This is a genomic window from Rodentibacter haemolyticus, assembly GCF_015356115.1.
Classification (GTDB): domain Bacteria; phylum Pseudomonadota; class Gammaproteobacteria; order Enterobacterales; family Pasteurellaceae; genus Rodentibacter; species Rodentibacter haemolyticus.
In genome coordinates, this window is the sequence record NZ_CP063056.1 from 793,021 (window position 1) to 816,895 (window position 23,875).

Here is a 23,875-nt window from a genome sequence, read left to right on the forward strand (position 1 = left end):
TCAGTGCATTGTAGCGGAAATGCAATAGGTAAAAAAAGGCTTTTTATGATCGCCTTTTTCCTTTCAAACACTCCGACTTTATGACATAAATTTTTCATTTTTATGTAAAAAAAATTTGATCTGGCTCATGAGTTTGCACTCCTCAATATTGCCTTAGGCAAACGTTTACATTATGCTTGCGCCACTTTTTTAAACTTTAGGAGTACCCAATGATTCAAGTAATCGTTGCCGCTCACGGCAAGCTTGCCGCAGAGCTGGTAAATTCTTCTGAAATGGTGTTTGGCGAAGTGGAAGGACTCCACGGCGTCACATTTGTTCCGGGAGAAGGACAAGACACGTTGGTGGAGAAGTATGAAGCGATTATCGCGGAATGTTCCCCCCCCCCTCAGATGGCGTGTTATTTTTAGTCGATTTATTCGGCGGTAGCCCATACAATGCGGCGGCACGTGTGGCGGCGAAACGTCCGCAAGACGATATTGTCACCGGTGTAAATTTACCTATGCTGTTAGAAGTACTGGATGCCAAGGATGAGGCAAAATCCACCGAAGAATTGGCGGCTATCGCCAAAGAAGTGGGAGTGATGGCAGTGAAAAGCTATCGTAAACCGGACGAAATCGCATCTTTTGCGCAACCGGAAGAAGCGGAAACTGAAACCGCAGAAGAAACGCAACAGAATGAAGAGGATCTCACACAATATGATCCGAATGGTCGTATGAGTGTGAACTTATTACGAATTGATGATCGTTTAATTCATGGGCAAGTCGCAACCTCTTGGGCGAAAGCAGTAAAATGTGAAGCCATTTTCGCCATTAGCGATGAGGTAGCAAATGATGAACTTCGTAAAGAATTATTGCTCCAAATCGCCCCACCACACCTAAAGGCTTATGTCATTTCAGTGGATAAAGCCATTAAGGTATATAACAATCCCAAATATGCCAGCCGCAATATTTTAATGTTAGTGACCAAACCTGAAGATGCCGTGCGCTTAATAGAAGGCGGATTACGCATTGATTCCATCAATGTGGGAGGAATGACGCATAAGGAAGGCAATAAACAACTTTCCGATGCCGTTACGGTGAATCCGTCCAATGTGGAGGCATTCAAAAAATTGCTCGATATGGGAGTGAAACTCTCACTTCAAAAAGTAGCGGCAAACAAGCCGGTTGGGCTTACCCGTGAAAAATTAGATTCAATTAAATTTTAGGAGAACCTTTTATGTCAACAATGGAACTCATTTTAGTCGTCCTGGTTGCAGCAATTTGCGGTATGGGGAGTGTGTTAGATGAACGCCAAACCCACCGTCCGCTTTTCGCTTGTACGATGATCGGTTTGGTATTAGGCGACATTGAAACCGGTATTATTCTCGGTGGGACGTTAGAGATGATCGCGCTCGGTTGGATGAACGTGGGTGCGGCAATGGCACCGGATGCGGCACTTGCAAGTGTGATTTCCGCTATTTTGGTTATCAAAGGCGGACAATCGGTAGGAACCGCTATTGCAATCGCCGTACCTGTTGCGGCAGCCGGTCAAGTTCTCACGATTTTTGTGCGGACTTTAACGATCTTCCTACAGCACAAAGCGGATAAGTTTGCCGAACAAGCGAATTTCCGCGGCATTGAATTTTGCCACTTTACCGGTCTTTCTTTGCAGGCATTGCGTGTTGCTATTCCTGCACTAGCAGTGGGTTTAGTTGCCGGTACGGATACGGTAACCAGCGCATTAAATGCGATTCCTGAAGTGATTACACGTGGTTTACAAGTTGCCGGCGGTTTTATTGTAGTTGTCGGTTATGCCATGGTGATCAATATGATGCGCGCCGGTGCTTTAATGCCGTTCTTCTTCCTTGGTTTCGTGATTGCCTCTTTCACTAATTACAATTTGGTGGGCTTGGGGATTTTAGGTACTTGTTTGGCAATGCTTTACATTCAATTAAATCCACGCTTTAACCAAGCGACAATGCCCGTAGCAAGTAAAAGAAAATTAGCAGATAACGAATTAGAAGGTTTATAAGGAGCCCATTATGTCTGAACAAAAAGTTACTCTCACAAAGAGAGATATTTTAAGCACTTACTTCCGTTCAACGTTCCTTTTGGGTTCATTCAACTTTGAACGTATGCAATCAATGGGATTTTGTGTTTCTATGATCCCGACCATTAAACGCCTATATAGCCAAAAAGAAGATCAAGCGGCGGCATTAAAACGTCATCTTGAATTTTTTAATACGCAACCTTGGGTTGGTTCTGCCATTATGGGGGTAACCGCCGCAATGGAACAAGAGCGTGCAAACGGCGCAAAAGATGTTGACGATGCCGCAATCAGCGGCGTAAAAGTCGGTCTTATGGGGCCGCTTGCCGGCGTGGGTGACCCTATTTTCTGGGGGACATTACGTCCGGTTTTAGCCGCTCTTGGTGCAGGTATTGCATTAACAGGTAACCTTTTAGGTCCGTTGTTGTTTTTTATCTTAATCAACGTGATTCGTGCATTAACCCGTTGGTACGGATTCAAATACGGTTATGAAAAAGGTACTGAAATCGTCTCCGATATGAGCGGGGGACGTTTGCAAAAAATTACTCAAGGAGCCTCAATTCTCGGTCTCTTTGTCATGGGCTCGCTGGTGTCAAAATGGACGACAATCAACGTGCCGTTAGAACTCACTCGCTATAAAAACCAAGTGGGCGAAGAAGTCATCGTTACCCTACAAGGTGTATTGAATGATCTGCTTCCCGGCTTGCTCGCACTATTGTTAACCTTCTTCTGTATGTATTTACTACGTAAAAAAGTCAATGCAATGGTGATTATCTTCGGTTTATTCGGCGTAGGTATTTTAGGTTACTGGGCGGGTATTCTTGCGTAATACTTGTTAAAATTAGGGGTAAGGGCGTACGATAGCGCCCTTATTTTTTAGGATAGATTATGATGAAATTAACAGAATTAATTAACCCCCCACCAAGTGAAACTTATATTAAAAACAGCTCCCGTTTAGTCTCCGGCTTATTTGTGATTGGCGGCTTGCTTTATTATCCGACAAACGGATACGGTACGGTTATCAGCTTGGCTTTGGCATTAATCGTTTTATTCGGACAAAAAATGTTGCTCAGTCAAGCCAATAAAGATTTTGCCGATATGTATCAAGCGAAACGATTATTTGAACAAACTCAAAATGTTGATTATTTACGTTTTATTTTGGCTCGTTCCGAACAAATGTTGAAAGATAATAAAGTACTTTCCGATAAAGCAAAATATGAAATAAAACAGCTTAGAGAATTTTCCGAAGAACAACTTACCGATGAAAATATCATGGATTAAATTTTATTTAGGGAGGAGCTGTTGAGCTTTGCGTAACACGCCATGTCATTCATTATTAGATCTTACTATTCGGTGCGGTGCGTTCGGCTTCGCCTAACCGCCCCCTACGATAATTTGTGCAACTGCTACATAACGCTCACTATATCTAAAAAATCGACCGCACTTTTTCATCAAGTGCGGTCGATTTCCTTAATGTTTTAGATAATCTTCCAACTCTTTCACGTTTTCTTGCCAAGATTGAGTGAGCTGTTCAATCCACTGCGCGACATTCATAGACCAATTTTCTTCCTCATTGTGTTGAATTTTTTCAGCTAATTTTTGTACACGAACCAGTCCGACCGAACCTGCCGCACCTTTAATTTTATGTGCAATATCCGCAACAGATAAGGATAAAGAATCATCGCTGATATATTGCTTATAAGCCTCATGAAGCTCTGCCATATAAGTTGGCATTATCCGATTAAATAGTTCAATATTCGTCTTAATCTGATCATCACCTAATAAATTAATTAATGAAAAATCAAGGGATTGATGAGAAAACTTGGATTCATATTCTCTATTAATAAAGTTTTTCATATCACCCGTTGCAAAAAAATGATTTAAACATTGATTTAATTCTTCAATCACTAAAGGCTTACGAAGTACCCCATCCATTCCTTTCGTCAGATATTCTTTTTCGCTTTGCATAACGTTAGCCGTGAATGCGATAAGAGGAGGGAGAAAATCATAGACGCCGTCTTCATATTTTTGACGTAGATGTTCGGCAATATCAAAGCCCGACATATCAGGCAGCTTAATATCGAGCAATACGATATCATAAACATTACGTTCAAATAGTCGAATTGCTTCTTGCCCGTTCATTGCCACATCAACGTTATGCCCTAATTTTTCTAAAACACTTTTTGCCACAATAATATTTAATTCAATATCTTCAACTAATAGAACTGATAAATTCAGCGAATTAATTGACTCATTTTTTATCATTGATACAGCTTTTTTGGCGAGGATATTCAAATGAAAAGTCGATCCTTTCCCAATTTGACTTTCTACCCTTAAATCCCCATTCATTAATTTCGCAAGACTTTTTGATATAGCCAAACCAATACCGCTACCGGCAGATCGATTACTATTTTCTTTAACCTGATAATACATTTTAAAAATATTGTTCAGTTCACCATGTGCAATTCCGTTTCCGGTATCGCTTAAGGAAAAATGCAGTTCTTCCTTTCTATCATTAAAATCGACTAAAAGCGTAATTTTCCCTTGTTCGGTAAATTTAACCGCATTACTAATGAGATTCCAAAGAATTTGACTCAACCGAGTACGATCCAAATATAATAAATCAGGTAAAGGCGTTGTAATATTTAAAGAGAAAGCCAGTTTTTTAGGTTCAGCCATAAGCATTGCAAAGTTTCGGATATCATCAAGCAAAGTGTTAATGTCCGTTGGCTGTAAATTTAACTCCAATCGTTTGGCATCAAGTTTATCCAAATCAATAATGTCGCTAAAAATATAGCCTAAACTGACCGCACTTACATTGATAGTTTTCAAATAATTACGTTGTTGAACCGAAAGTTGATCATCCAATAAAATCCGACTTAATCCTATAATTCCATTCAGCGGCGTGCGCAGTTCATGACTAATGGTAGCAAGCAGTGTACTTTTATCACGGCTATTTTTTTCCAATTTATCAAGTGCGATAGAAAGTTCTTTTTCTGCCTGAATTCTATCGGAAACTTCATTTTTCAAACGGAAAACGGTCTTAGATAGATCCAATCTTGAGCGTTCAAGCTGCTCAACTAAAACCGTAAAGAAATAAATAGCGAAAGGTGCGGTAAAAAGCCCAAAGATAATTGAGCGAAGTAAATCTATCCAGTCAATTCTATTTGTAATAAATAAACTCAATAAAATTTGAGCACTAAGGGCAAAAACAGCAAGAATAAACAATCCGAGTAAAGAAAAACGAATCCGCCCGAGTTTAATGACCCAGTCAACATAGCGTTGAGTAAAATATTTGAGGTTCTTCATAAGTGTATAGATGGGAATAAAATCATAGCGTTATTCTAACATTGAAAATACGTTGATGAGGACGATAATTCTACTGTGAAATTCAATAAAATGTCTTAGCAGGCATTAGCGAAGCAACAGTAAAAAAGCACAAAAAATTATACACAATTGCTCAAAGCGATTGTTATGCCTTACGGCATCGTTGGCGGAGCTAACGTTTAAAATCTAAAGATTTTGTGACCGCACTTTTGTATGTGTATGTGCTGTGAAAAGTTAGAAAGAGATTGATTAAAACTAAATAGGGCAGAGACATCAGGGGGGAGTATTCAACGCGCATTTTCACTCTCGGTAAGTAAAAGAAGGGGTAAAAAGTAAGTGAATCTAAGTAAGCAATGAGCCCAGAAACAAAAACCCCTCGAACTTTATCAGTCCAAGGGGCTTGCTGTTTTATTTGAACCCGGCGGTGCCCTACTCTCACATGGGGAGACCCCACACTACCATCGGCATTACGGCATTTCACTTCTGAGTTCGGTATGGGGTCAGGTGGGACCACCGCACTATCGCCGCCGGGATAATTCTTCGATAACCTTAATTCTCTCTCTTCTCTACCTATCCGTTCTTCATTTCCTTTTCTTCGTCTTCCGTCTTATTTGACTTCATCCGTTTTATTAAATTGTCCACAAGCTGAAAAATCTTTCCTGAACGCTCTTAAGCTTTCTTATTTAGTTACTCCGCTCCAAAAACACTTGAGCGTTGTATAGTTAAGCCTCTCGGGCAATTAGTACACCTTAGCTCAATGTCTCGCAACACTTACACATGGTGCCTATCTACGTCTTAGTCTCAAACAACCCTTACAGTCTTAAAGACTGGGAGAACTCATCTCAAGGCAAGTTTCGTGCTTAGATGCTTTCAGCACTTATCTCTTCCGCACTTAGCTACCGGGCAATGCGTCTGGCGACACAACCCGTACACCAGTGGTGCGTCCACTCCGGTCCTCTCGTACTAGGAGCAGCCCCTCTCAATTCTCCAACGCCCACGGCAGATAGGGACCGAACTGTCTCACGACGTTCTAAACCCAGCTCGCGTACCACTTTAAATGGCGAACAGCCATACCCTTGGGACCTACTTCAGCCCCAGGATGTGATGAGCCGACATCGAGGTGCCAAACACCGCCGTCGATATGAACTCTTGGGCGGTATCAGCCTGTTATCCCCGGAGTACCTTTTATCCGTTGAGCGATGGCCCTTCCATGCAGAACCACCGGATCACTATGACCTACTTTCGTACCTGCTCGACTTGTCCGTCTCGCAGTTAAGCTTGCTTATACCATTGCACTAACCTGACGATGTCCGACCGTCATTAGCAAACCTTCGTGCTCCTCCGTTACGCTTTGGGAGGAGACCGCCCCAGTCAAACTACCCACCAGACACTGTCCGAGAACCCGTTTCGGATTCTTCGTTAGAACATCAAACGTTAAAGGGTGGTATTTCAAGGCCGACTCCACGATAACTGGCGTTACCGCTTCAACGTCTCCCACCTATCCTACACATCAAAATTCAAGGTTCAGTGTCAAGCTATAGTAAAGGTTCACGGGGTCTTTCCGTCTAGCCGCGGGTACACCGCATCTTCACGGCGATTTCAATTTCACTGAGTCTCGGGTGGAGACAGCCTGGCCATCATTATGCCATTCGTGCAGGTCGGAACTTACCCGACAAGGAATTTCGCTACCTTAGGACCGTTATAGTTACGGCCGCCGTTTACTGGGGCTTCGATCAGGTGCTTCTCTTGCGATTACACCATCAATTAACCTTCCAGCACCGGGCAGGCATCACACCCTATACGTCCACTTTCGTGTTTGCAGAGTGCTGTGTTTTTAATAAACAGTTGCAGCCAGCGGGTCACTTCGACCGGTTCAACCTTCGTGAGTAAATCACTACAATCTACGCCGGCGCACCTTCTCCCGAAGTTACGGTGCTATTTTGCCTAGTTCCTTCACCCGAGTTCTCTCAAGCGCCTGAGTATTCTCTACCTGACCACCTGTGTCGGTTTTCAGTACGGTTTAGTAAAGCCTGAAGCTTAGTGGCTTTTCCTGGAAGTGTGGTATCGGCAACTTCTTGTCCGTAGACAATCGTCATCAGCTCTCGGTGTTAAGGATGTCCGGATTTGCCTAAACTTCCCACCTACGACCTTAAACAAGGATTTCCAACACCTTGCTTGCCTAACCTGCTCCGTCCCCACATCGCAGCTTTACCAAGTACGGGAATATTAACCCGTTTCCCATCGACTACGCTTTTCAGCCTCGCCTTAGGGGCCGACTCACCCTGCCCCGATTAACGTTGGACAGGAAACCTTGGTCTTCCGGCGAACGGGTTTTTCACCCGTTTTATCGTTACTTATGTCAGCATTCGCACTTGTGATACGTCCAGCAAACCTCTCGATTCACCTTCTTCCGCTTACACAACGCTCCCCTACCCAACAGGATAAATCCTGATGCCGCAGCTTCGGTGCTATATTTGAGCCCCGTTACATCTTCCGCGCAGGCCGACTCGACTAGTGAGCTATTACGCTTTCTTTAAATGGTGGCTGCTTCTAAGCCAACATCCTAGCTGTCTAAGCCTTCCCACTTCGTTTCCCACTTAATATAAACTTTGGGACCTTAGCTGGCGGTCTGGGTTGTTTCCCTCTCCACGACGGACGTTAGCACCCGCCGTGTGTCTCCTGAGTATCACTCTTCGGTATTCGCAGTTTGCATCGGGTTGGTAAGCCGGGATGGCCCCCTAGCCGAAACAGTGCTCTACCCCCGAAGGTGTCCGCTCAAGGCTCTACCTAAATAGATTTCGGGGAGAACCAGCTATCTCCCGGTTTGATTGGCCTTTCACCCCCAGCCACAAGTCATCCGCTAATTTTTCAACATTAGTCGGTTCGGTCCTCCAGTTAGTGTTACCCAACCTTCAACCTGCCCATGGCTAGATCACCGGGTTTCGGGTCTATACCTTGCAACTATATCGCCCAGTTAAGACTCGGTTTCCCTTCGGCTCCCCTATGCGGTTAACCTCGCTACAAAATATAAGTCGCTGACCCATTATACAAAAGGTACGCAGTCACCCCATCACTCAATCCCACTGCTTATTGGGGATGGTTGAATTTTTGCTTCGCAAAAATTAACCATTAAAGTGCGGTTATTTCCTTTGGAATTGCTACCACTCAATACGATTGAGTGATGGGGCTCCCACTGCTTGTACGTACAAGGTTTCAGGTTCTATTTCACTCCCCTCGCCGGGGTTCTTTTCGCCTTTCCTTCACAGTACTGGTTCACTATCGGTCAATCAGGAGTATTTAGCCTTGGAGGATGGTCCCCCCATATTCAGACAGGATATCACGTGTCCCGCCCTACTTGTTGTCAGCCTAGTACCACAATGCACTATTCGAATACGGGACTATCACCCTGTTTCGTTCAACTTCCCAGTTGATTCTTCTTAATACACTGCTATCACTGACGGCTCCTCCGCTTTCGCTCGCCGCTACTTACGGAATCTCGGTTGATTTCTTTTCCTCGGGGTACTTAGATGTTTCAGTTCTCCCGGTTTGCCTCTTATTACTATGGATTCATAATAAGATAGTAGATTCTTCATCTACTGGGTTTCCCCATTCGGATATCTCGGATTATACGCCTCTTATCGACTCATCCGAGCTTTTCGCAGATTAGCACGTCCTTCTTCGCCTCTGATTGCCAAGGCATCCACCTTGTACGCTTAGTCACTTAACTATACAACCTCAAGTGTTTTTACAATTTCCGTTTAACACTTAAGCCGTTACTTAATCTAACTAAACACTTGATTGCTTTTGTTCAATCAAGATTTTTACTACTCAGACTTGCTTGTCTCAGGGCTTTCGCCCCGACAGAAGTCTCTTCAGTTTTTCAGCTTGTTTCCAATTTGTTAAAGAACAGTGAGATAATCTTTTTTCAGTTATCATCGTTAAATAAACTCAAGGAGAAGATAAAAAATATAGGGCAGGACAAGATAAGTTTAGCTAAAAATCAGTATTGCCTACTTATTTTTTCTTTGTCCTTAACTCTCTTTCCCTTCGTATTTCTATCAAAACAATTTACTTAACGATGATAAGTGGTGGAGATAAGCGGGATCGAACCGCTGACCTCCTGCGTGCAAGGCAGGCGCTCTCCCAGCTGAGCTATATCCCCTTTTCATCATTTTGTTCATAAAAACAGTCTAGATAACACTACACCTTGTTACGAACCTTTCCATTACGCCTTTTCACTCACTCTCAGAGTGGTGGGTCTGAGTGGACTTGAACCACCGACCTCACCCTTATCAGGGGTGCGCTCTAACCACCTGAGCTACAGACCCAAGGGTAATGCGATTTTTCTGCTCTCTCTTGTCTACAATCCATCAGCCAATCTGTGTGAACACTTGCTATCGCTCGCTATAGGTAAGGAGGTGATCCAACCGCAGGTTCCCCTACGGTTACCTTGTTACGACTTCACCCCAGTCATGAATCATACCGTGGTAAACGCCCCCCTTACGGTTAAGCTATCTACTTCTGGTACAACCCACTCCCATGGTGTGACGGGCGGTGTGTACAAGGCCCGGGAACGTATTCACCGCGACATTCTGATTCGCGATTACTAGCGATTCCGACTTCATGGAGTCGAGTTGCAGACTCCAATCCGGACTTAGACGTACTTTGTGAGATTCGCTCCGCATCGCTGCCTCGCTTCCCTCTGTATACGCCATTGTAGCACGTGTGTAGCCCTACTCGTAAGGGCCATGATGACTTGACGTCATCCCCACCTTCCTCCGGTTTATCACCGGCAGTCTCCTTTGAGTTCCCGACCAAGTCGCTGGCAACAAAGGATAAGGGTTGCGCTCGTTGCGGGACTTAACCCAACATTTCACAACACGAGCTGACGACAGCCATGCAGCACCTGTCTCTCAGTTCCCAAAGGCACTCCAATATCTCTATCGGATTCTGAGGATGTCAAGAGTAGGTAAGGTTCTTCGCGTTGCATCGAATTAAACCACATGCTCCACCGCTTGTGCGGGCCCCCGTCAATTCATTTGAGTTTTAACCTTGCGGCCGTACTCCCCAGGCGGTCGATTTATCACGTTAGCTACGGGCACCAAGCTTAAAGCCCAATCCCCAAATCGACAGCGTTTACAGCGTGGACTACCAGGGTATCTAATCCTGTTTGCTCCCCACGCTTTCGCACATGAGCGTCAGTACATTCCCAAGGGGCTGCCTTCGCCTTCGGTATTCCTCCACATCTCTACGCATTTCACCGCTACACGTGGAATTCTACCCCTCCCTAAAGTACTCTAGCTACCCAGTATGAAATGCAATTCCCAGGTTAAGCCCGGGGATTTCACACCTCACTTAAATAGCCGCCTGCGTGCCCTTTACGCCCAGTTATTCCGATTAACGCTCGCACCCTCCGTATTACCGCGGCTGCTGGCACGGAGTTAGCCGGTGCTTCTTCTGTAATTAACGTCAATGACTGTGGGTATTAACCACAATCCCTTCCTCATCACCGAAAGAACTTTACAACCCGAAGGCCTTCTTCATTCACGCGGCATGGCTGCGTCAGGGTTCCCCCCATTGCGCAATATTCCCCACTGCTGCCTCCCGTAGGAGTCCGGGCCGTGTCTCAGTCCCGGTGTGGCTGGCCATCCTCTCAGACCAGCTAGAGATCGCAGGCTTGGTAGGCCATTACCCCACCAACTACCTAATCCCACTTGGGCTCATCTTATGGCAAGAGCAAACGCCCCCTTTAGTCCATAGACATTACGCGGTATTAGCTACCGTTTCCAGTAGTTATCCCCCTCCATAAGCCAGATTCCCAAGCATTACTCACCCGTCCGCCACTCTCACGAAAAGAAGCAAGCTCCTTCCCGCTACCGTTCGACTTGCATGTGTTAAGCCTGCCGCCAGCGTTCAATCTGAGCCATGATCAAACTCTTCAATTCAAGTTCAATCGCTCAATAAATACTGACTAAAAAATTATTCACCTTGAAAAATAAGGTAAAAATGAATCTCAAGTTAAGCACCTATTAAGACTTCAAAATTAAAAATTATTTTAAACAAGTCAATCAACAAGTGCCCACACAGATTGTCTGATACATTGTTAAAGAGCCATTCGCCAATTCAAAACAACACGCTCAAAATAAGGCGAAAATAAAACGACGCACTGCAATTTTAAATCCTTCACAACAGTGCGTCGTTGTGTGGTGCGCATTATAGGCAAAAATTTTTGTCTTGCAAGGGATTTTTGTCATTTTTTTGAAAAAATTTATTAACTGCTTCTTTATTAACCAAGATATTCAAAGTGCGGTCAAAAATCTTTAAGTTTTGAACGTTTGCTCCGTCAACAATCTCATAAGGCATAACAATCACCCTGAACAATTGTGTATAAATTTGGAAGATTTTATTTGTGCTTTTATTCAAACCTCAACTCACTTAATTCATCAAAACCCCATAATTGCAATGCAGATTGAAAATGTTGTTCTGATACACCTTTGCGAGTACAAAAAATGTAGTTTTTCTTGTGAATTTTTGACCTTACTTCGATATCGGCTAATAAATGTTGTACCCGTTGGGCGATGGCTTTACCAGGATCCATAAAATATTTTACTTGCGGTAGGCAATCTTGGATTTCCTGTCGGATTAAAGGGAAATGGGTGCAGCCTAAAATCAGCGTATCCAAATCAGCCATTTTCTGCCAAGGTTTTAATTCGTTATTAAGAGCAACAAGATCAACGGCATCACCATGTAATTTTTGTTCCGCTATTTCTGCCAAACGGGTCGAACCTAACTTTTCCACTTGACAATGGGCGGCATAATTTGCGATCAAGTCATCTACATAGGGGCGTTTTACCGTACCTTTGGTTGCTAATAAACCGATATGTTTGGTTTGGGAAATTTCTGCCGCCGGTTTAATTGCAGGTACAGTGCCGACAATCGGACAAGTAAAATGTCGGCGTAAAATCGGTAATACGACGGTGCTTGCCGTGTTGCAGGCAATCACGATTAAATCCAAGGGATAATCCCGATCAATACGTTGGCAAATGCGAAGGGTTCGTTCGATAATTTCTTGTTCTGATTTTTCCGAGTAAGGAAAACCGGCATTATCGAAACAATAAAGATAATGATGAGTTGGGAGTAATTTTTTTACTTCGCTATAAACACTGAAACCGCCGACGCCGGAGTCAAAAAATAAAATTGTCGGTTGGTTATTACTCATTTTTACTCCTAAAAAAACAGCGGGAAAATCTACCGCACTTTTTTACGAAACGTTGCTTTAGGCGTTACTGTAAATTTCTCGATGGTTTAACCAACGGCGGATCAAGCCTTCCGCGACTTCCGGTTGTTCTGCAATTAGACGTTTTGCATAATGTTGCACTGTTGGGATCATTTTACGATCACGCATTAAATTTGCCACTTTAAATTCTGCAATCCCTGTTTGTTTGGTGCCCAATACTTCGCCTGGCCCTCTAATTTCAAGATCTTTTTCAGAAATAACAAAGCCGTCTTGACTTTCTCGCAAGACTTCTAAGCGTTTGCGTGAAATTTTACCCAGCGGCGGTTTGTACATCAACACACAAAAAGAAGCGGTACTCCCCCGTCCTACACGTCCACGCAATTGGTGAAGTTGCGATAGCCCCAAACGCTCGGCATTTTCAATAATCATCAAACTGGCATTCGGTACATCTACACCCACTTCAATAACCGTTGTCGCCACAAGTAAATCTAATTCTGCATTTTTGAATTGCATCATGACATCTTGCTTTTCTTGCGGTTTCATTCGTCCATGCACTAATCCGATCTTCAACATTGGCAACGCTTTTGTTAAATCTTCCCAAATAGCTTCTGCCGCTTGCGCTTCCAATACTTCAGATTCATCAATTAATGTACACACCCAATACGCCTGACGTTTTTCATTCACACAGGCTTGTTTGACACGGGCAACGATTTCATCTCGTCGTTCTTCTGAAATCACCACGGTAGTAATTGGTGTTCTTCCCGGTGGTAATTCGTCAATAATAGAAGTATCTAAATCGGCATACACCGTCATGGCTAATGTTCTCGGAATCGGTGTCGCCGTCATAATTAACTGATGAGGATAAAAACCGGCTTTTTCGCCCTTTTCACGTAACATTAAGCGTTGATGCACACCGAATCTATGTTGTTCATCAATAATGACAAGGGCAAGATCGGAAAACACCACTTCTTCTTGAAATAAAGCGTGCGTCCCCACCACCATTTGTACCGCACCGGTTTTAATTTTTTCCAACTCCGTTTGACGTGCTTTGCCTTTCACCTTGCCGGCAAGCCAGCCTACATCAATCCCCAAAGGTTTAAACCAACGGTGGAAATTATTCGCGTGCTGTTCGGCAAGAATTTCTGTCGGAGCCATTAGTGCTACTTGTTTGCCGTTATCAATTGCGGTTAGGGCTGCCAATGCCGCAACCAGCGTTTTACCGGACCCCACATCACCTTGCACTAATCGCATCATCGGATAATTTTTCGCGAAATCCTGCTCAATATCATTTACAACACGATTTTGTGCATTTGTCGGCTGAAAAGGTAATGACGCGAGGAAACGTTGTTTTAAATCCGTTCGGTATTGCAAAGGTAAAGCGGAAAACTGTTGCGTTCCTAACCGCACTTTTTGCATTGCGAGATTATGTGCAAGTAATTCTTCAAAAATTAAACGCTGTTGGGCAGGATGTTTTCCCTGTTCCAACATTTCCAAGGAAACATCCGGCGGCGGGCGATGTAATAACTGAAGGGCTTCCTTCAAACTGACTCGATGAGGATTAAATTCATTAGGCAAAATTTCCGCAATCTGCACTTTATCCAATAAAGCAAGTGCCTGCTCCGTCAACTTTCGTAATGAATTTTGTTTTAAACCTTCTGTTGTCGAATAAATCGGGGTAAGGGTTTCTTCCAACACAATCGGCGTATTATCACGGAGAATTTGATATTCAGGATGATGAATTTCCGCCATATGACGTCCACGTTTAGCTTCACCAAAAGCCTTCACGCGAACACCGATTTGAAAACTATTACGCATTCCCGCATTAAAATTAAAAAAACGCAGCATCACTTTCGATGTGCCGTCAGATAAACTCACCGATAAAATCGGACGGCGACCAAAGGCTACTTCACAAGTTTGTACAATTCCTTCTATGGTGAAATATTGCTCAGGTCGGAGATGAGCTATCGGCGTAATTCGAGTACGATCCTCATAGCGAATCGGCAAGTGGAAAAGAAGATCTTGCAGATTATTGATACCGATTTTACTCAGCTTACTGGAGACTACCGCCCCCACACCGGAAAGTGCGGTGAGGGGTACGGCATCAAGAAGTGGAAAGCTCATCATTTTGTTATTAGGCATTAATATTGCGTTTTACACTCACTACGCCGGTAATACCTTTAATTCGATGTAGAACGTTAGCCAGATGCTTACTATCTTTTACATTCACCTGCAAAACCACCAGCAATAAATTATTTTTCGCCTCTTCCGTCCAAATGTTTTGGATACCGCTTTCACCGGCAGTAATTGCTGTCATTAAACTTGGCAAGGCGTTTTGTTCATTCAACATTTCAATTTGTAATTCAGCCTCAAAATTGACCGCACTTTGTACGTTTTCCCACTTAGCTTGCGTTAATTGACGTGCATTTTTGAGATTTTCACATTGTTGATGATGAATAACCAATCCTTTGTTCGGCGTGCTACATCCGACAATCGGATCACCCGGAATAGGGTGACAACATTCTGCAAATTGCGTGTTTGCAACCAACATCGGTGCAATGGTTAAAGTATGATTTTCAACATTACCGTCCACATCAATTTCAATCGCTTCACCAATTAATTGATGCGCAATCACCGCAGCGAGTTGATTCCCCAAACCGATTTCGCGCAATAGTTCGTTAAGGGAAGATAATTTTAAATTATCTAAAACTGCTTGAATTTGTAATGAAGAAAGCTCGGCTAAACGATGCGGTTGTAGTGCAGTATTTAATTCCATTTCGCCTATTCTCACTGCGTCATCTTCACAACGCTGTTTAAGATAATGACGAATACGGGTTTTTGCACGCGCCGTCACGACAAAGTTCAACCATGAAGCTTCAGGATGTGAATTAGGATCTATGATAACTCTTACCGTTTGCCCGGATTCCAATGCTTTCGATAAAGGATAAGGTTTATGTTCAACAAGCACGCCTACACAGTTATTACCTACATCAGAATGCACTGCATAAGCAAAATCGACGGCTGTCGCACCTTTTGGCAATTCAACGATACGACCTTTCGGCGTGAAAACAAAAATCTCTTTCGGGAAAAATTCCGATTTTACGTTTTCAATAAATTCAAAAGAATTACCTACACTTTGTTGAATTTCAATCAGATTTTGTAGCCAACGTTGCGCACGAATTTGGGCGGTTGTCGTATCATTTTTACCGCTTTCTTTATACGCCCAATGCGCCGTTACGCCCATTTCCGCCACTTGTTCCATTTCTTCCGTGTGGATATGTACTTCCACCGGCACACCACGAGGACCAATCATTGAGGTTTGCAACGATTGATAGCCGTTTGCTTTCGGCACGGCAATATAATCCTTCACACGCCCCGGGCGAGGTTTGTAAAGGTTGTGCATTTGACCTAATACGCGATAGCAATCATCAACATTTTTTACAATAATGCGGAAAGCGTAAACATCCATAATGGAATGAAATTCTTGATCTTTCTCACGCATTTTTTGATAAATCTCGTAGAGATGTTTTTCACGTCCCCAAACGCGAGCAAAAATCCCGGCATTTTCTAACCGCTCTTTGATTTCATTAGAAATACGAGTAATGAGATCTTGGCGACTATTGCGCGCAACCTCCACGAATTTTGCCAATACCTCATAACGGTGCGGATACATCGCTTCAAAAGACAAATCTTCCAATTCATTTTTAATATGCTCAATTCCCAAACGGCGAGCGAGAGGACAATAAATTTCCAGTGTCTCTTTTGCAATACGGCGACGTTTGTCGGGACGTAGCGAACCGAGTGTTCGCATATTGTGAGTACGATCGGCAAGTTTGATCAATACCACGCGAATATCACGGGTCATCGCCAAAATCATCTTACGGAAATTCTCTACTTGCGCTTCTTGGCGGGTACGAAACTTCAATTTATCAAGTTTTGATACGCCATCTACGATCTCGGCAACACTTACGCCAAATTCATCTTTAAGTTGTTCTTCGGTGTACGAAGTATCTTCAATGACATCATGCAATAACGCTGCGCTCACCGCTTCGTGATCAAGATGCATTTTGGCAATAATGGCAGCAACCGCCACAGGGTGGGTGATATAAGGTTCGCCGCTTGAGCGAAACTGTCCCTCATGAGCGTCTCTTGCAATCACAAACGCACGTTTGACTAATTCAATTTTATCCGCGGGCAAATACCCTTGAATGATTCGGGCTAAATCTGCAAACAGTTCCAAAGGACACCTGACTTTTTCGGGTTAAATGAATAGGTTGAAATGAAATTGCGGCTGAAATCAACCGCACTTTTAACGATGATTATTCAGTGATTAATGCTACCGCCGCTTCTTCCGCATGTTGAATCGCAGTCATTTCTTGATGCTCTTGCGCATCCATAATATCGTTAGAAATTAAGCCTTTTTCAATTTCACGCAATGCAATAACGGTCGGTTTATCATTATCTTCCGGCACTAAAGGTTCACGTTGGTGTAACTGTAATTGTCTTGCACGACGCGCGGCGGTTAAAATTAAATCAAAACGGTTACCAATTTTTTCTACTGCATCTTGCACTGTAACGCGTGCCATATTCTACTCCAATTCATATAAAAATAAGGGATATAAGGGGAGCTATCATACTAAATCTTGTGCTAGTTATCCAGTAGCTGATGAATTAATCCGGCATTTTCCTTTTGTTGATAGCTTTTCGTCAAACGTTCTGCACGCAAAATACTCTGCAAATCCGCTAATGCCTGTTCAAAATTATCATTCACCACTACATAATCATATTCGTCATAATGAGAAATCTCATTCTTGGCTTTCGCCATCCGTTCGGCGATGACGGATTCATTATCCTGCCCGCGACCAATCAAACGGCGTTCCAATTCCTGCAACGAGGGAGGAAGAATAAAAATGCTTTTTACATTTGGCACTTTTTTGCGAATTTGCTGTGCCCCCTGCCAATCAATATCTAAAAAAACATCAATACCTTTGGCAAGATTTTCCTCAATTGCCGGTAAGGATGTGCCGTAATAATTACCTCCGAATACCTTGGCATATTCTAAAAATAAATCCTGTTCAATTAACCCTTCAAACTCCGCTTTCGACACAAAATAATAATGTACGCCGTGGCTTTCCCCCGGGCGTGGCGCACGTGTCGTATGGGAAATCGACACCATTTTCGGCGTCGTAGAATCGCGTTCTAATAATGCGGAAATCAATGAGGATTTACCCGCACCGCTTGGCGCAGAAAGAATATATAAATTACCTTGTGATATCATCGTTTGAACCTTTTCTAAAAATTTCAGTCCATTATGCCGATTCTTTAAAAAAAAATCATTAAAGTGCGGTCATTTTTCCGGTTTTTTTAACGAAAAAACCGATTTTGATGTAGATCACAAAAACAAACCGCATTTCTAGTTTTATCTGAATGCTCATGCTATAATCCGCACCGATGTTTTTGGGGACGGTTCGAGTTCCTGAAACATAACAATTTGTTTAACTTGACTAAAAAGGTGAAAATCTTATGGCTATTAAAATTGGTATCAATGGTTTCGGTCGTATCGGTCGTATTGTATTCCGCGCTGCACAGCAACGTGACGACATTGAAGTAGTCGGTATCAACGACTTAATTGATGTTGAATATATGGCTTATATGTTGAAATATGATTCAACTCACGGTCGTTTCGATGGTTCCGTTGAAGTAAAAGACGGTAACTTAGTGGTAAACGGTAAAGCAATCCGTGTAACATCAGAACGTGATCCTGCAAACCTAAACTGGGGTGCAATCGGTGTAGATATCGCGGTTGAAGCAACCGGTTTATTCTTAACTGATGAAACAGCTCGTAAACACATCACCGCCGGTGCGAAAAAAGTCGTATTAACCGGTCCTTCTAAAGATGCGACCCCAATGTTCGTTCGTGGCGTAAACTTCCATGACTACGCAGGTCAAGACATCGTGTCTAACGCCTCTTGCACAACCAACTGTTTAGCGCCTTTAGCCCGTGTTATCCACGAAACTTTCGGTATCAAAGACGGTTTAATGACCACTGTTCATGCGACAACCGCAACTCAAAAAACCGTTGACGGTCCTTCTGCAAAAGACTGGCGTGGCGGTCGCGGTGCGGCACAAAACATCATTCCTTCATCAACAGGCGCTGCGAAAGCAGTAGGTAAAGTATTACCTGCATTAAACGGTAAATTAACCGGTATGGCTTTCCGTGTTCCGACACCAAACGTATCTGTTGTTGATTTAACCGTAAACCTTGAAAAAGCAGCAACTTACGAAGAAATCAAACAAGCGATTAAAGATGCTGCCGAAGGTAAAACCTTCAATGGCGAATTAAAAGGCGTGTTAGGCTATACCGAAGACGCAGTGGTATCAACAGACTTCAACGGTGCTGTTGAAACTTCTGTGTTTGATGCGGATGCGGGTATTGCATTAACCGACACTTTCGTTAAATTGGTATCTTGGTACGACAACGAAACCGGTTATTCAAACAAAGTATTAGACTTAGTAGCACACGTTCACAACTACAAAGCTTAATCAAAAAACTTCTAAAAAATCAACCGCTCTTCGGAGCGGTTTTTTTATTGCTCTCTATTTTATGTTCATATTTATAATCCAAAACAAGAGTTCACCAAAAATCATCAAAAATATTAAATATTTATCTGGCTTTTCTCGTGATTTAATCTTATATTAGCGCACACCTGTTAGCTCAACTAACACTAAATTTAAAAAAGGTTACTATGAATTTCGATCTTCATTTTATTCGTCGTATCCGGCAGCAAGCAAAAACACGTGGAAATACGACCGCACTTCGCCACAAAGAAAACGGCATTTGGAAAGACATAAGCTGGACGGCTTTTCAACATCAATTAAATCAACTTTCGCGTGCATTGCTTGCCTGTGATATTCAGGTGCAAGATAAAATTGCGATTTTTGCCCACAATATGCCGCGTTGGACAATCGCCGATATCGGTGCATTACAAATTCGTGCAGTGACCGTGCCGATTTATGCAACAAATACGGCACAGCAAGCAGAATTCGTATTAAATCACGCCGATGTGAAAATTCTCTTTGTCGGGGATCAGGAACAATATGATCACGCCTTAGCAATTGCACATCTTTGCCCTCAATTACAAAAAATTGTGGCGATGAAACCAACGATTCGACTGCAAAAAGACCGACTTTCTTGTTCATGGGAACAATTCATTGAACTCGGCTCAACAGAACAACAAACCGAGCTGCACCAACGTTTACAGAACAAACAAATGGATGATTTATTCACCATTATCTACACATCCGGTACAACCGGTGAACCAAAAGGTGTAATGCTTGATTATTCAAATCTCGCCCATCAACTGGAAGCCCATGATCTTGCACTCAATGTGACAGATCAGGATATCTCCTTATCTTTCCTCCCTTTTTCTCATATTTTTGAACGGGCTTGGGCAGCTTACGTGCTTCATCGTGGCGCCGTGCTTTGTTATTTGGAAGATACCAATCAAGTGCGGTCGGTTTTAAGTGAAATTCGCCCGACTTTTATGTGTGCAGTGCCACGTTTTTATGAAAAAATTTATGCCGCAGTGCTGGATAAAGTACAAAAAGCACCAAAACTGCGTCAAATACTTTTCCATTGGGCAATTGCCGTAGGGCAAAAGCATTTTGATTTAACAACGCAAAACAAACCGATCCCACTTCTGTTAAAGCAGCAATACCGTCTTGCGGACAAACTCGTCCTCGCTAAACTTCGTCAATTACTCGGTGGCAAAATTAAAATGATGCCTTGCGGAGGTGCAAAATTAGAACCGGCAATCGGGTTATTTTTTCATTATATCGGCATTAACATTAAACTCGGTTATGGTATGACGGAAACCACCGCCACGGTTTCATGCTGGCACGATTATCCGTTTAATCCTCATTCTATCGGGACACTAATGCCGAAAGCAGAGGTGAAAATCGGTGAAAATAATGAAATTTTAGTGCGTGGCGGCATGGTGATGAAAGGTTATTACAAAAAGCCTGAGGAAACAGAAAAAGCCTTCACTAAAGACGGATTCTTAAAAACAGGTGATGCCGGTGAATTTGATGCAAAAGGCAATTTATTTATTACCGATCGCATTAAAGAATTAATGAAAACCTCCAATGGTAAATATATTGCGCCGCAATATATTGAAAGTAAAATCGGTAAAGACAAATTCATTGAACAAATCGCCATTATCGCCGATGCGAAAAAATATGTTTCAGCGTTGATCGTTCCATGTTTTGACAGCCTTGAAGAATACGCCAAACAACTCAACATCAAGTATCATGATCGTATGGAATTAATCAAAAATTCTGAGATTTTGAAAATGTTTGAACAACGCATTAATGTAGTACAAAAAGAATTGGCTCATTTTGAACAAGTGAAAAAATTCACGTTGCTCTCTCAAGCCTTTAGTATCAAACTTGGGGAAATCACTCCAACCTTAAAACTAAAACGTAAAGTCATTATGGAGCGTTATCGCCATCAGATCGAAGCAATGTATAAGCAAAATAATGAAGGCTAATGATGTAAAATTATACACAATCGCTTTGAGCGATTGTTATGCCTAACGGCACCGTCGGCAAGCCAACGTTCAAAATCTAAGGATTTTATGACCGCACTTTTACCTCATCAAGCCATAAAAAAATCCCCTTTCGGGGATTTTTTACGTTAATCGATTTTGATCGGCTCTACTTTCCAAATATTCTTCGCATATTCCAAAATCGTTCTATCCGATGAGAAAAATCCCATATTGATGATATTTTGAATTGTGCTTTCAATCCATTGATCACGCTGTTTGTATTTCTCATCCACCGTTTTTTGTGCTTCCACATAACTGCGAAAATCGGCAAAAGCTTGATAGTAATCGTGATATTGCAATCCTTGTAACAAAGATAAATAACGTTGCGGTTCTTCCGGAGAGAAAACCCCTGATGTAATTTGATCAACCACAGTGCGTAGTTCGGCATCGTTTTGGTAATAATCAAATGGGTGATACCCTTCACGGCGGAGTTGTTCCACTTGTTCTACCGTATTACCAAAAATGAAAATATGATCTTCCCCCACATTTTCCAAAATTTCTACATTCGCACCGTCCAAAGTTCCCAATGTTAATGCGCCGTTAAGGGCGAATTTCATATTACTGGTACCGGAGGCTTCTGTGCCGGCAAGGGAGATTTGTTCTGAAATATCTGCCGCCGGAATAATCAATTGAGCCAAACTCACACTATAATTCGGGATAAATACCACTTTCAAACGCCCTTTCAAACGTTCATCATTGTTGATGATATGCGCTACATCGTTGATAAGATGAATTGTTTGTTTCGCAGCATAGTAAGCGGAAGCCGCTTTTCCCGCCAAAATAAAGACTCGTGCTTGCCAATCTTTTTCAGGCTCGGCAAGCATCGCATTGTAGCGTGCGATAATATGCAACACGTTCAATATTTGCCGTTTGTACTCGTGAATGCGTTTTACCTGCACATCAAACAAGGCGTTCGGATCAAGCTCAATGCCAAGCTCACGTTTCACATAATCGGCAAGTTTTACTTTATTTGAATACTTAATATCAGCAATCGCCTCTTTGAATGTTTTATCATTCGCTACGCTTTCTAATTTTTTGATTCGGCTTAAATCATAACGCCATTCATTGCCGATATAGGTATCAAAAAGTGCGGCTAATTCAGGGTTTGCCACCGCCAACCAACGGCGAGGCGTAATACCGTTTGTCACATTTGTGAAACGCTCAGGATAAATACGTGCAAAATCAGCAAAGGTGGAAGTTACCATCAAATCGGAATGAATTGCCGCCACGCCATTGATTTTATGAGAACCAATCACGGATAGCCATCCCATACGCACTTTGCGTTGATAGCCTTCTTCAATCAAAGAAACCCGGCGAATGAAATCATTATCTGTCGTGATATAGGTACGCACATATTCCAAGAAATGATCGTTAATGTCGAAAATCATCTGTAAGTGGCGCGGCAACACTTTCGCCATCATTTCCACAGGCCAAGTTTCTAAGGCTTCCGACATCAACGTATGACAAGTATAAGAGAAAATGCGGCAAGTCATATCCCATGCTTTTTTCCATTCAAATCCTTCCTCATCAACCAAAATTCGCATTAATTCGGGAATCGCCAACGCCGGATGGGTGTCATTTAAGTGGATTGCGACTTTATCGGCAAGATTCTCAAGACTATTATGAGTGCGTTTATGATGGCGGATAATATCTTGAAGTGAAGCCGAAACCAAAAAATACTCTTGACGCAAACGCAACTCTCGTCCGTTCCAAGTGGAATCATCAGGGTAGAGTACACGAGATAAATTTTTGCCGGAAGAACGATTTTGCAAAGCGGCTAAATGTTCACCTCGGTTAAAATCCGCCAAATTGAAGGTTTCCTCCGCATGTGCCGCCCATAAACGTAAAGTTGCCGCAGAATTATTTTTATAACCCGGGATCATCTGATCATAAGCAAGTGCGGTCACTTTCTCTTCAGGATTCCAAACAAATTTCTTACCTTCAAAATGTATCGTTCCGCCAAAGAAAATTTTAAAACGTTTAGAGGGACGAATAAACTCCCAAGGCGCACCTTTATCAAGCCAGTCATCGGGGTGTTCCACTTGCTGACCATTTTCAATTTTCTGACGAAACATTCCGTACTCATAACGAATACCGTATCCCACACCGGGTAAACGCAATGTTGCGATCGAATCCATAAAGCAGGCAGCCAAACGACCTAAACCACCATTACCTAACCCCGGGTCAACTTCTTTGGCAAGAATCTCTTCTAAATCGACATTCAGTTCATTTAAAGCCTCTTTCGTTAGGCTATATACATCTTCGGCAATCAGTGCATTAGACAGTGTTCGCCCAATCAAAAATTCCATCGAGAGATAATAAACACGGCGAACATCATCAGCTCTCGCTTGACGGGCGGTAGTAATCCATCCCTCCGTCACAAGATCCCGTACCGCATATAATGTGGCATTCAGCCAATCCCGTTGGCTTGCTTCACGGGGCGAACGCCCGATAGAAAAAATCAGTTTATAGACAATTGATTTCTTTAATGCCTGAACATCTAACTCGGGACGATTATAAAGAAAAGGAGAATCAAAATTATCCATTATCATGGTGATAACCCTCGGTTTTAAAAGGAAAAATAATGAGAAGTCGGAGGGATAATCAGGTGATCTTAAATTCCATTTAACCATGAAATTCAAGCAATGTGTAAAACACAAATTATCAGAGAACAAGTTATGTT

At 42.7% G+C, this 23,875-nt stretch carries 13 protein-coding genes, 2 tRNA genes, 3 rRNA genes and 1 pseudogene; 6 read left to right on the forward strand and 13 right to left on the reverse strand.

The window, feature by feature from the left end:
• Positions 1-209 precede the first annotated feature (209 nt).
• From IHV77_RS03810 to IHV77_RS03825, 4 genes and pseudogenes are all read left to right on the forward strand, one after another.
• Positions 210-1,204, forward strand: a pseudogene (locus tag IHV77_RS03810) (mannose/fructose/sorbose PTS transporter subunit IIA).
• An 11-nt stretch (positions 1,205-1,215) separates the two neighbouring features.
• On the forward strand, positions 1,216-2,010 hold the full coding sequence (locus tag IHV77_RS03815; RefSeq protein ID WP_194812816.1) for a PTS mannose/fructose/sorbose transporter subunit IIC: 795 nt from the start codon (positions 1,216-1,218) through the stop codon (positions 2,008-2,010).
• 10 nt (positions 2,011-2,020) lie between these two features.
• Positions 2,021-2,854: a PTS system mannose/fructose/sorbose family transporter subunit IID gene (locus IHV77_RS03820; RefSeq protein ID WP_194812817.1), complete on the forward strand. Its 834-nt coding sequence runs from the start codon at positions 2,021-2,023 to the stop codon at positions 2,852-2,854.
• Positions 2,855-2,916: 62 nt separating this feature from the next.
• Entirely contained in the window at positions 2,917-3,306 is a 390-nt protein-coding gene (locus IHV77_RS03825; protein ID WP_194813213.1) for a hypothetical protein, read from the forward strand.
• A gap of 189 nt (positions 3,307-3,495) precedes the next feature.
• Here IHV77_RS03825 and IHV77_RS03830 read toward each other — a convergent pair whose 3' ends face one another.
• The 12 genes from IHV77_RS03830 to gmk all read right to left on the reverse strand — a co-directional run bounded on the left by IHV77_RS03830 (position 3,496) and on the right by gmk (position 17,861).
• On the reverse strand, positions 3,496-5,334 hold the full coding sequence (locus IHV77_RS03830; RefSeq protein ID WP_194812818.1) for an ATP-binding protein: 1,839 nt from the start codon (positions 5,332-5,334) through the stop codon (positions 3,496-3,498).
• A 434-nt stretch (positions 5,335-5,768) separates the two neighbouring features.
• Positions 5,769-5,884 (reverse strand): 5S ribosomal RNA (rrf, locus tag IHV77_RS03835).
• A gap of 186 nt (positions 5,885-6,070) precedes the next feature.
• Positions 6,071-9,079 (reverse strand): 23S ribosomal RNA (locus IHV77_RS03840).
• 359 nt (positions 9,080-9,438) lie between these two features.
• Positions 9,439-9,514, reverse strand: a tRNA-Ala gene (locus tag IHV77_RS03845).
• Positions 9,515-9,603: 89 nt separating this feature from the next.
• A tRNA-Ile gene (locus IHV77_RS03850) sits at positions 9,604-9,680 on the reverse strand.
• A gap of 83 nt (positions 9,681-9,763) precedes the next feature.
• Positions 9,764-11,297: ribosomal RNA gene (locus IHV77_RS03855) — 16S ribosomal RNA — on the reverse strand.
• The 16S, 23S and 5S rRNA genes sit together here with 2 tRNA genes alongside, the layout of an rRNA operon.
• A gap of 268 nt (positions 11,298-11,565) precedes the next feature.
• Positions 11,566-11,715, reverse strand: coding sequence for a hypothetical protein (locus IHV77_RS03860; RefSeq protein ID WP_194812819.1), 150 nt, complete (start codon positions 11,713-11,715; stop codon positions 11,566-11,568).
• Positions 11,716-11,767: 52 nt separating this feature from the next.
• A complete protein-coding gene (gene murI, locus IHV77_RS03865; protein WP_194812820.1) occupies positions 11,768-12,571 on the reverse strand; it encodes a glutamate racemase in 804 nt (267 codons plus the stop codon).
• A gap of 57 nt (positions 12,572-12,628) precedes the next feature.
• Entirely contained in the window at positions 12,629-14,710 is a 2,082-nt protein-coding gene (gene recG / locus IHV77_RS03870) for an ATP-dependent DNA helicase RecG (protein ID WP_194813214.1), read from the reverse strand.
• Positions 14,711-14,720: 10 nt separating this feature from the next.
• Positions 14,721-16,826, reverse strand: a complete 2,106-nt coding sequence (gene spoT, locus IHV77_RS03875) for a bifunctional GTP diphosphokinase/guanosine-3',5'-bis pyrophosphate 3'-pyrophosphohydrolase (RefSeq protein ID WP_194812821.1) — start codon at positions 16,824-16,826, stop codon at positions 14,721-14,723.
• A gap of 79 nt (positions 16,827-16,905) precedes the next feature.
• Positions 16,906-17,172 carry a DNA-directed RNA polymerase subunit omega gene (gene rpoZ / locus IHV77_RS03880; protein WP_194812822.1) on the reverse strand — a complete coding sequence of 89 codons (267 nt, stop codon included), beginning with the start codon at positions 17,170-17,172 and terminating at the stop codon, positions 16,906-16,908.
• Positions 17,173-17,234: 62 nt separating this feature from the next.
• Complete coding sequence (gene gmk, locus IHV77_RS03885) at positions 17,235-17,861, reverse strand: guanylate kinase (RefSeq protein ID WP_194813215.1); 627 nt, start codon at positions 17,859-17,861, stop codon at positions 17,235-17,237.
• 248 nt (positions 17,862-18,109) lie between these two features.
• Here gmk and gap point away from each other — a divergent pair, with 248 nt between their 5' ends.
• Both gap and IHV77_RS03895 read left to right on the forward strand, forming a co-directional pair.
• Complete coding sequence (gap, locus tag IHV77_RS03890; RefSeq protein ID WP_194812823.1) at positions 18,110-19,129, forward strand: type I glyceraldehyde-3-phosphate dehydrogenase; 1,020 nt, start codon at positions 18,110-18,112, stop codon at positions 19,127-19,129.
• Between the two features lie 203 nt (positions 19,130-19,332).
• Positions 19,333-21,135, forward strand: coding sequence for an AMP-dependent synthetase/ligase (locus IHV77_RS03895; protein ID WP_194812824.1), 1,803 nt, complete (start codon positions 19,333-19,335; stop codon positions 21,133-21,135).
• A 146-nt stretch (positions 21,136-21,281) separates the two neighbouring features.
• Here the strand turns inward: IHV77_RS03895 and IHV77_RS03900 are convergent, their stop codons facing one another.
• Positions 21,282-23,744, reverse strand: a complete 2,463-nt coding sequence (locus IHV77_RS03900; protein WP_194812825.1) for a glycogen/starch/alpha-glucan phosphorylase — start codon at positions 23,742-23,744, stop codon at positions 21,282-21,284.
• Positions 23,745-23,875: the final 131 nt, after the last annotated feature.

What these genes read in the sequence shown, in the direction of transcription:
- IHV77_RS03815 (WP_194812816.1), top strand. Translation starts at nt 1,216, where the DNA reads ATGTCAACAATGGAACTCATTTTAGTCGTCCTGGTTGCAGCAATTTGC.
- IHV77_RS03820 (WP_194812817.1), top strand. Translation starts at nt 2,021, where the DNA reads ATGTCTGAACAAAAAGTTACTCTCACAAAGAGAGATATTTTAAGCACT.
- IHV77_RS03825 (WP_194813213.1), top strand. Translation starts at nt 2,917, where the DNA reads ATGAAATTAACAGAATTAATTAACCCCCCACCAAGTGAAACTTATATT.
- IHV77_RS03830 (WP_194812818.1), bottom strand. Translation starts at nt 5,334, where the DNA reads ATGAAGAACCTCAAATATTTTACTCAACGCTATGTTGACTGGGTCATT.
- IHV77_RS03860 (WP_194812819.1), bottom strand. Translation starts at nt 11,715, where the DNA reads ATGCCTTATGAGATTGTTGACGGAGCAAACGTTCAAAACTTAAAGATT.
- murI (WP_194812820.1), bottom strand. Translation starts at nt 12,571, where the DNA reads ATGAGTAATAACCAACCGACAATTTTATTTTTTGACTCCGGCGTCGGC.
- recG (WP_194813214.1), bottom strand. Translation starts at nt 14,710, where the DNA reads ATGAGCTTTCCACTTCTTGATGCCGTACCCCTCACCGCACTTTCCGGT.
- rpoZ (WP_194812822.1), bottom strand. Translation starts at nt 17,172, where the DNA reads ATGGCACGCGTTACAGTGCAAGATGCAGTAGAAAAAATTGGTAACCGT.
- gap (WP_194812823.1), top strand. Translation starts at nt 18,110, where the DNA reads ATGGCTATTAAAATTGGTATCAATGGTTTCGGTCGTATCGGTCGTATT.
- IHV77_RS03895 (WP_194812824.1), top strand. Translation starts at nt 19,333, where the DNA reads ATGAATTTCGATCTTCATTTTATTCGTCGTATCCGGCAGCAAGCAAAA.
- IHV77_RS03900 (WP_194812825.1), bottom strand. Translation starts at nt 23,744, where the DNA reads ATGATAATGGATAATTTTGATTCTCCTTTTCTTTATAATCGTCCCGAG.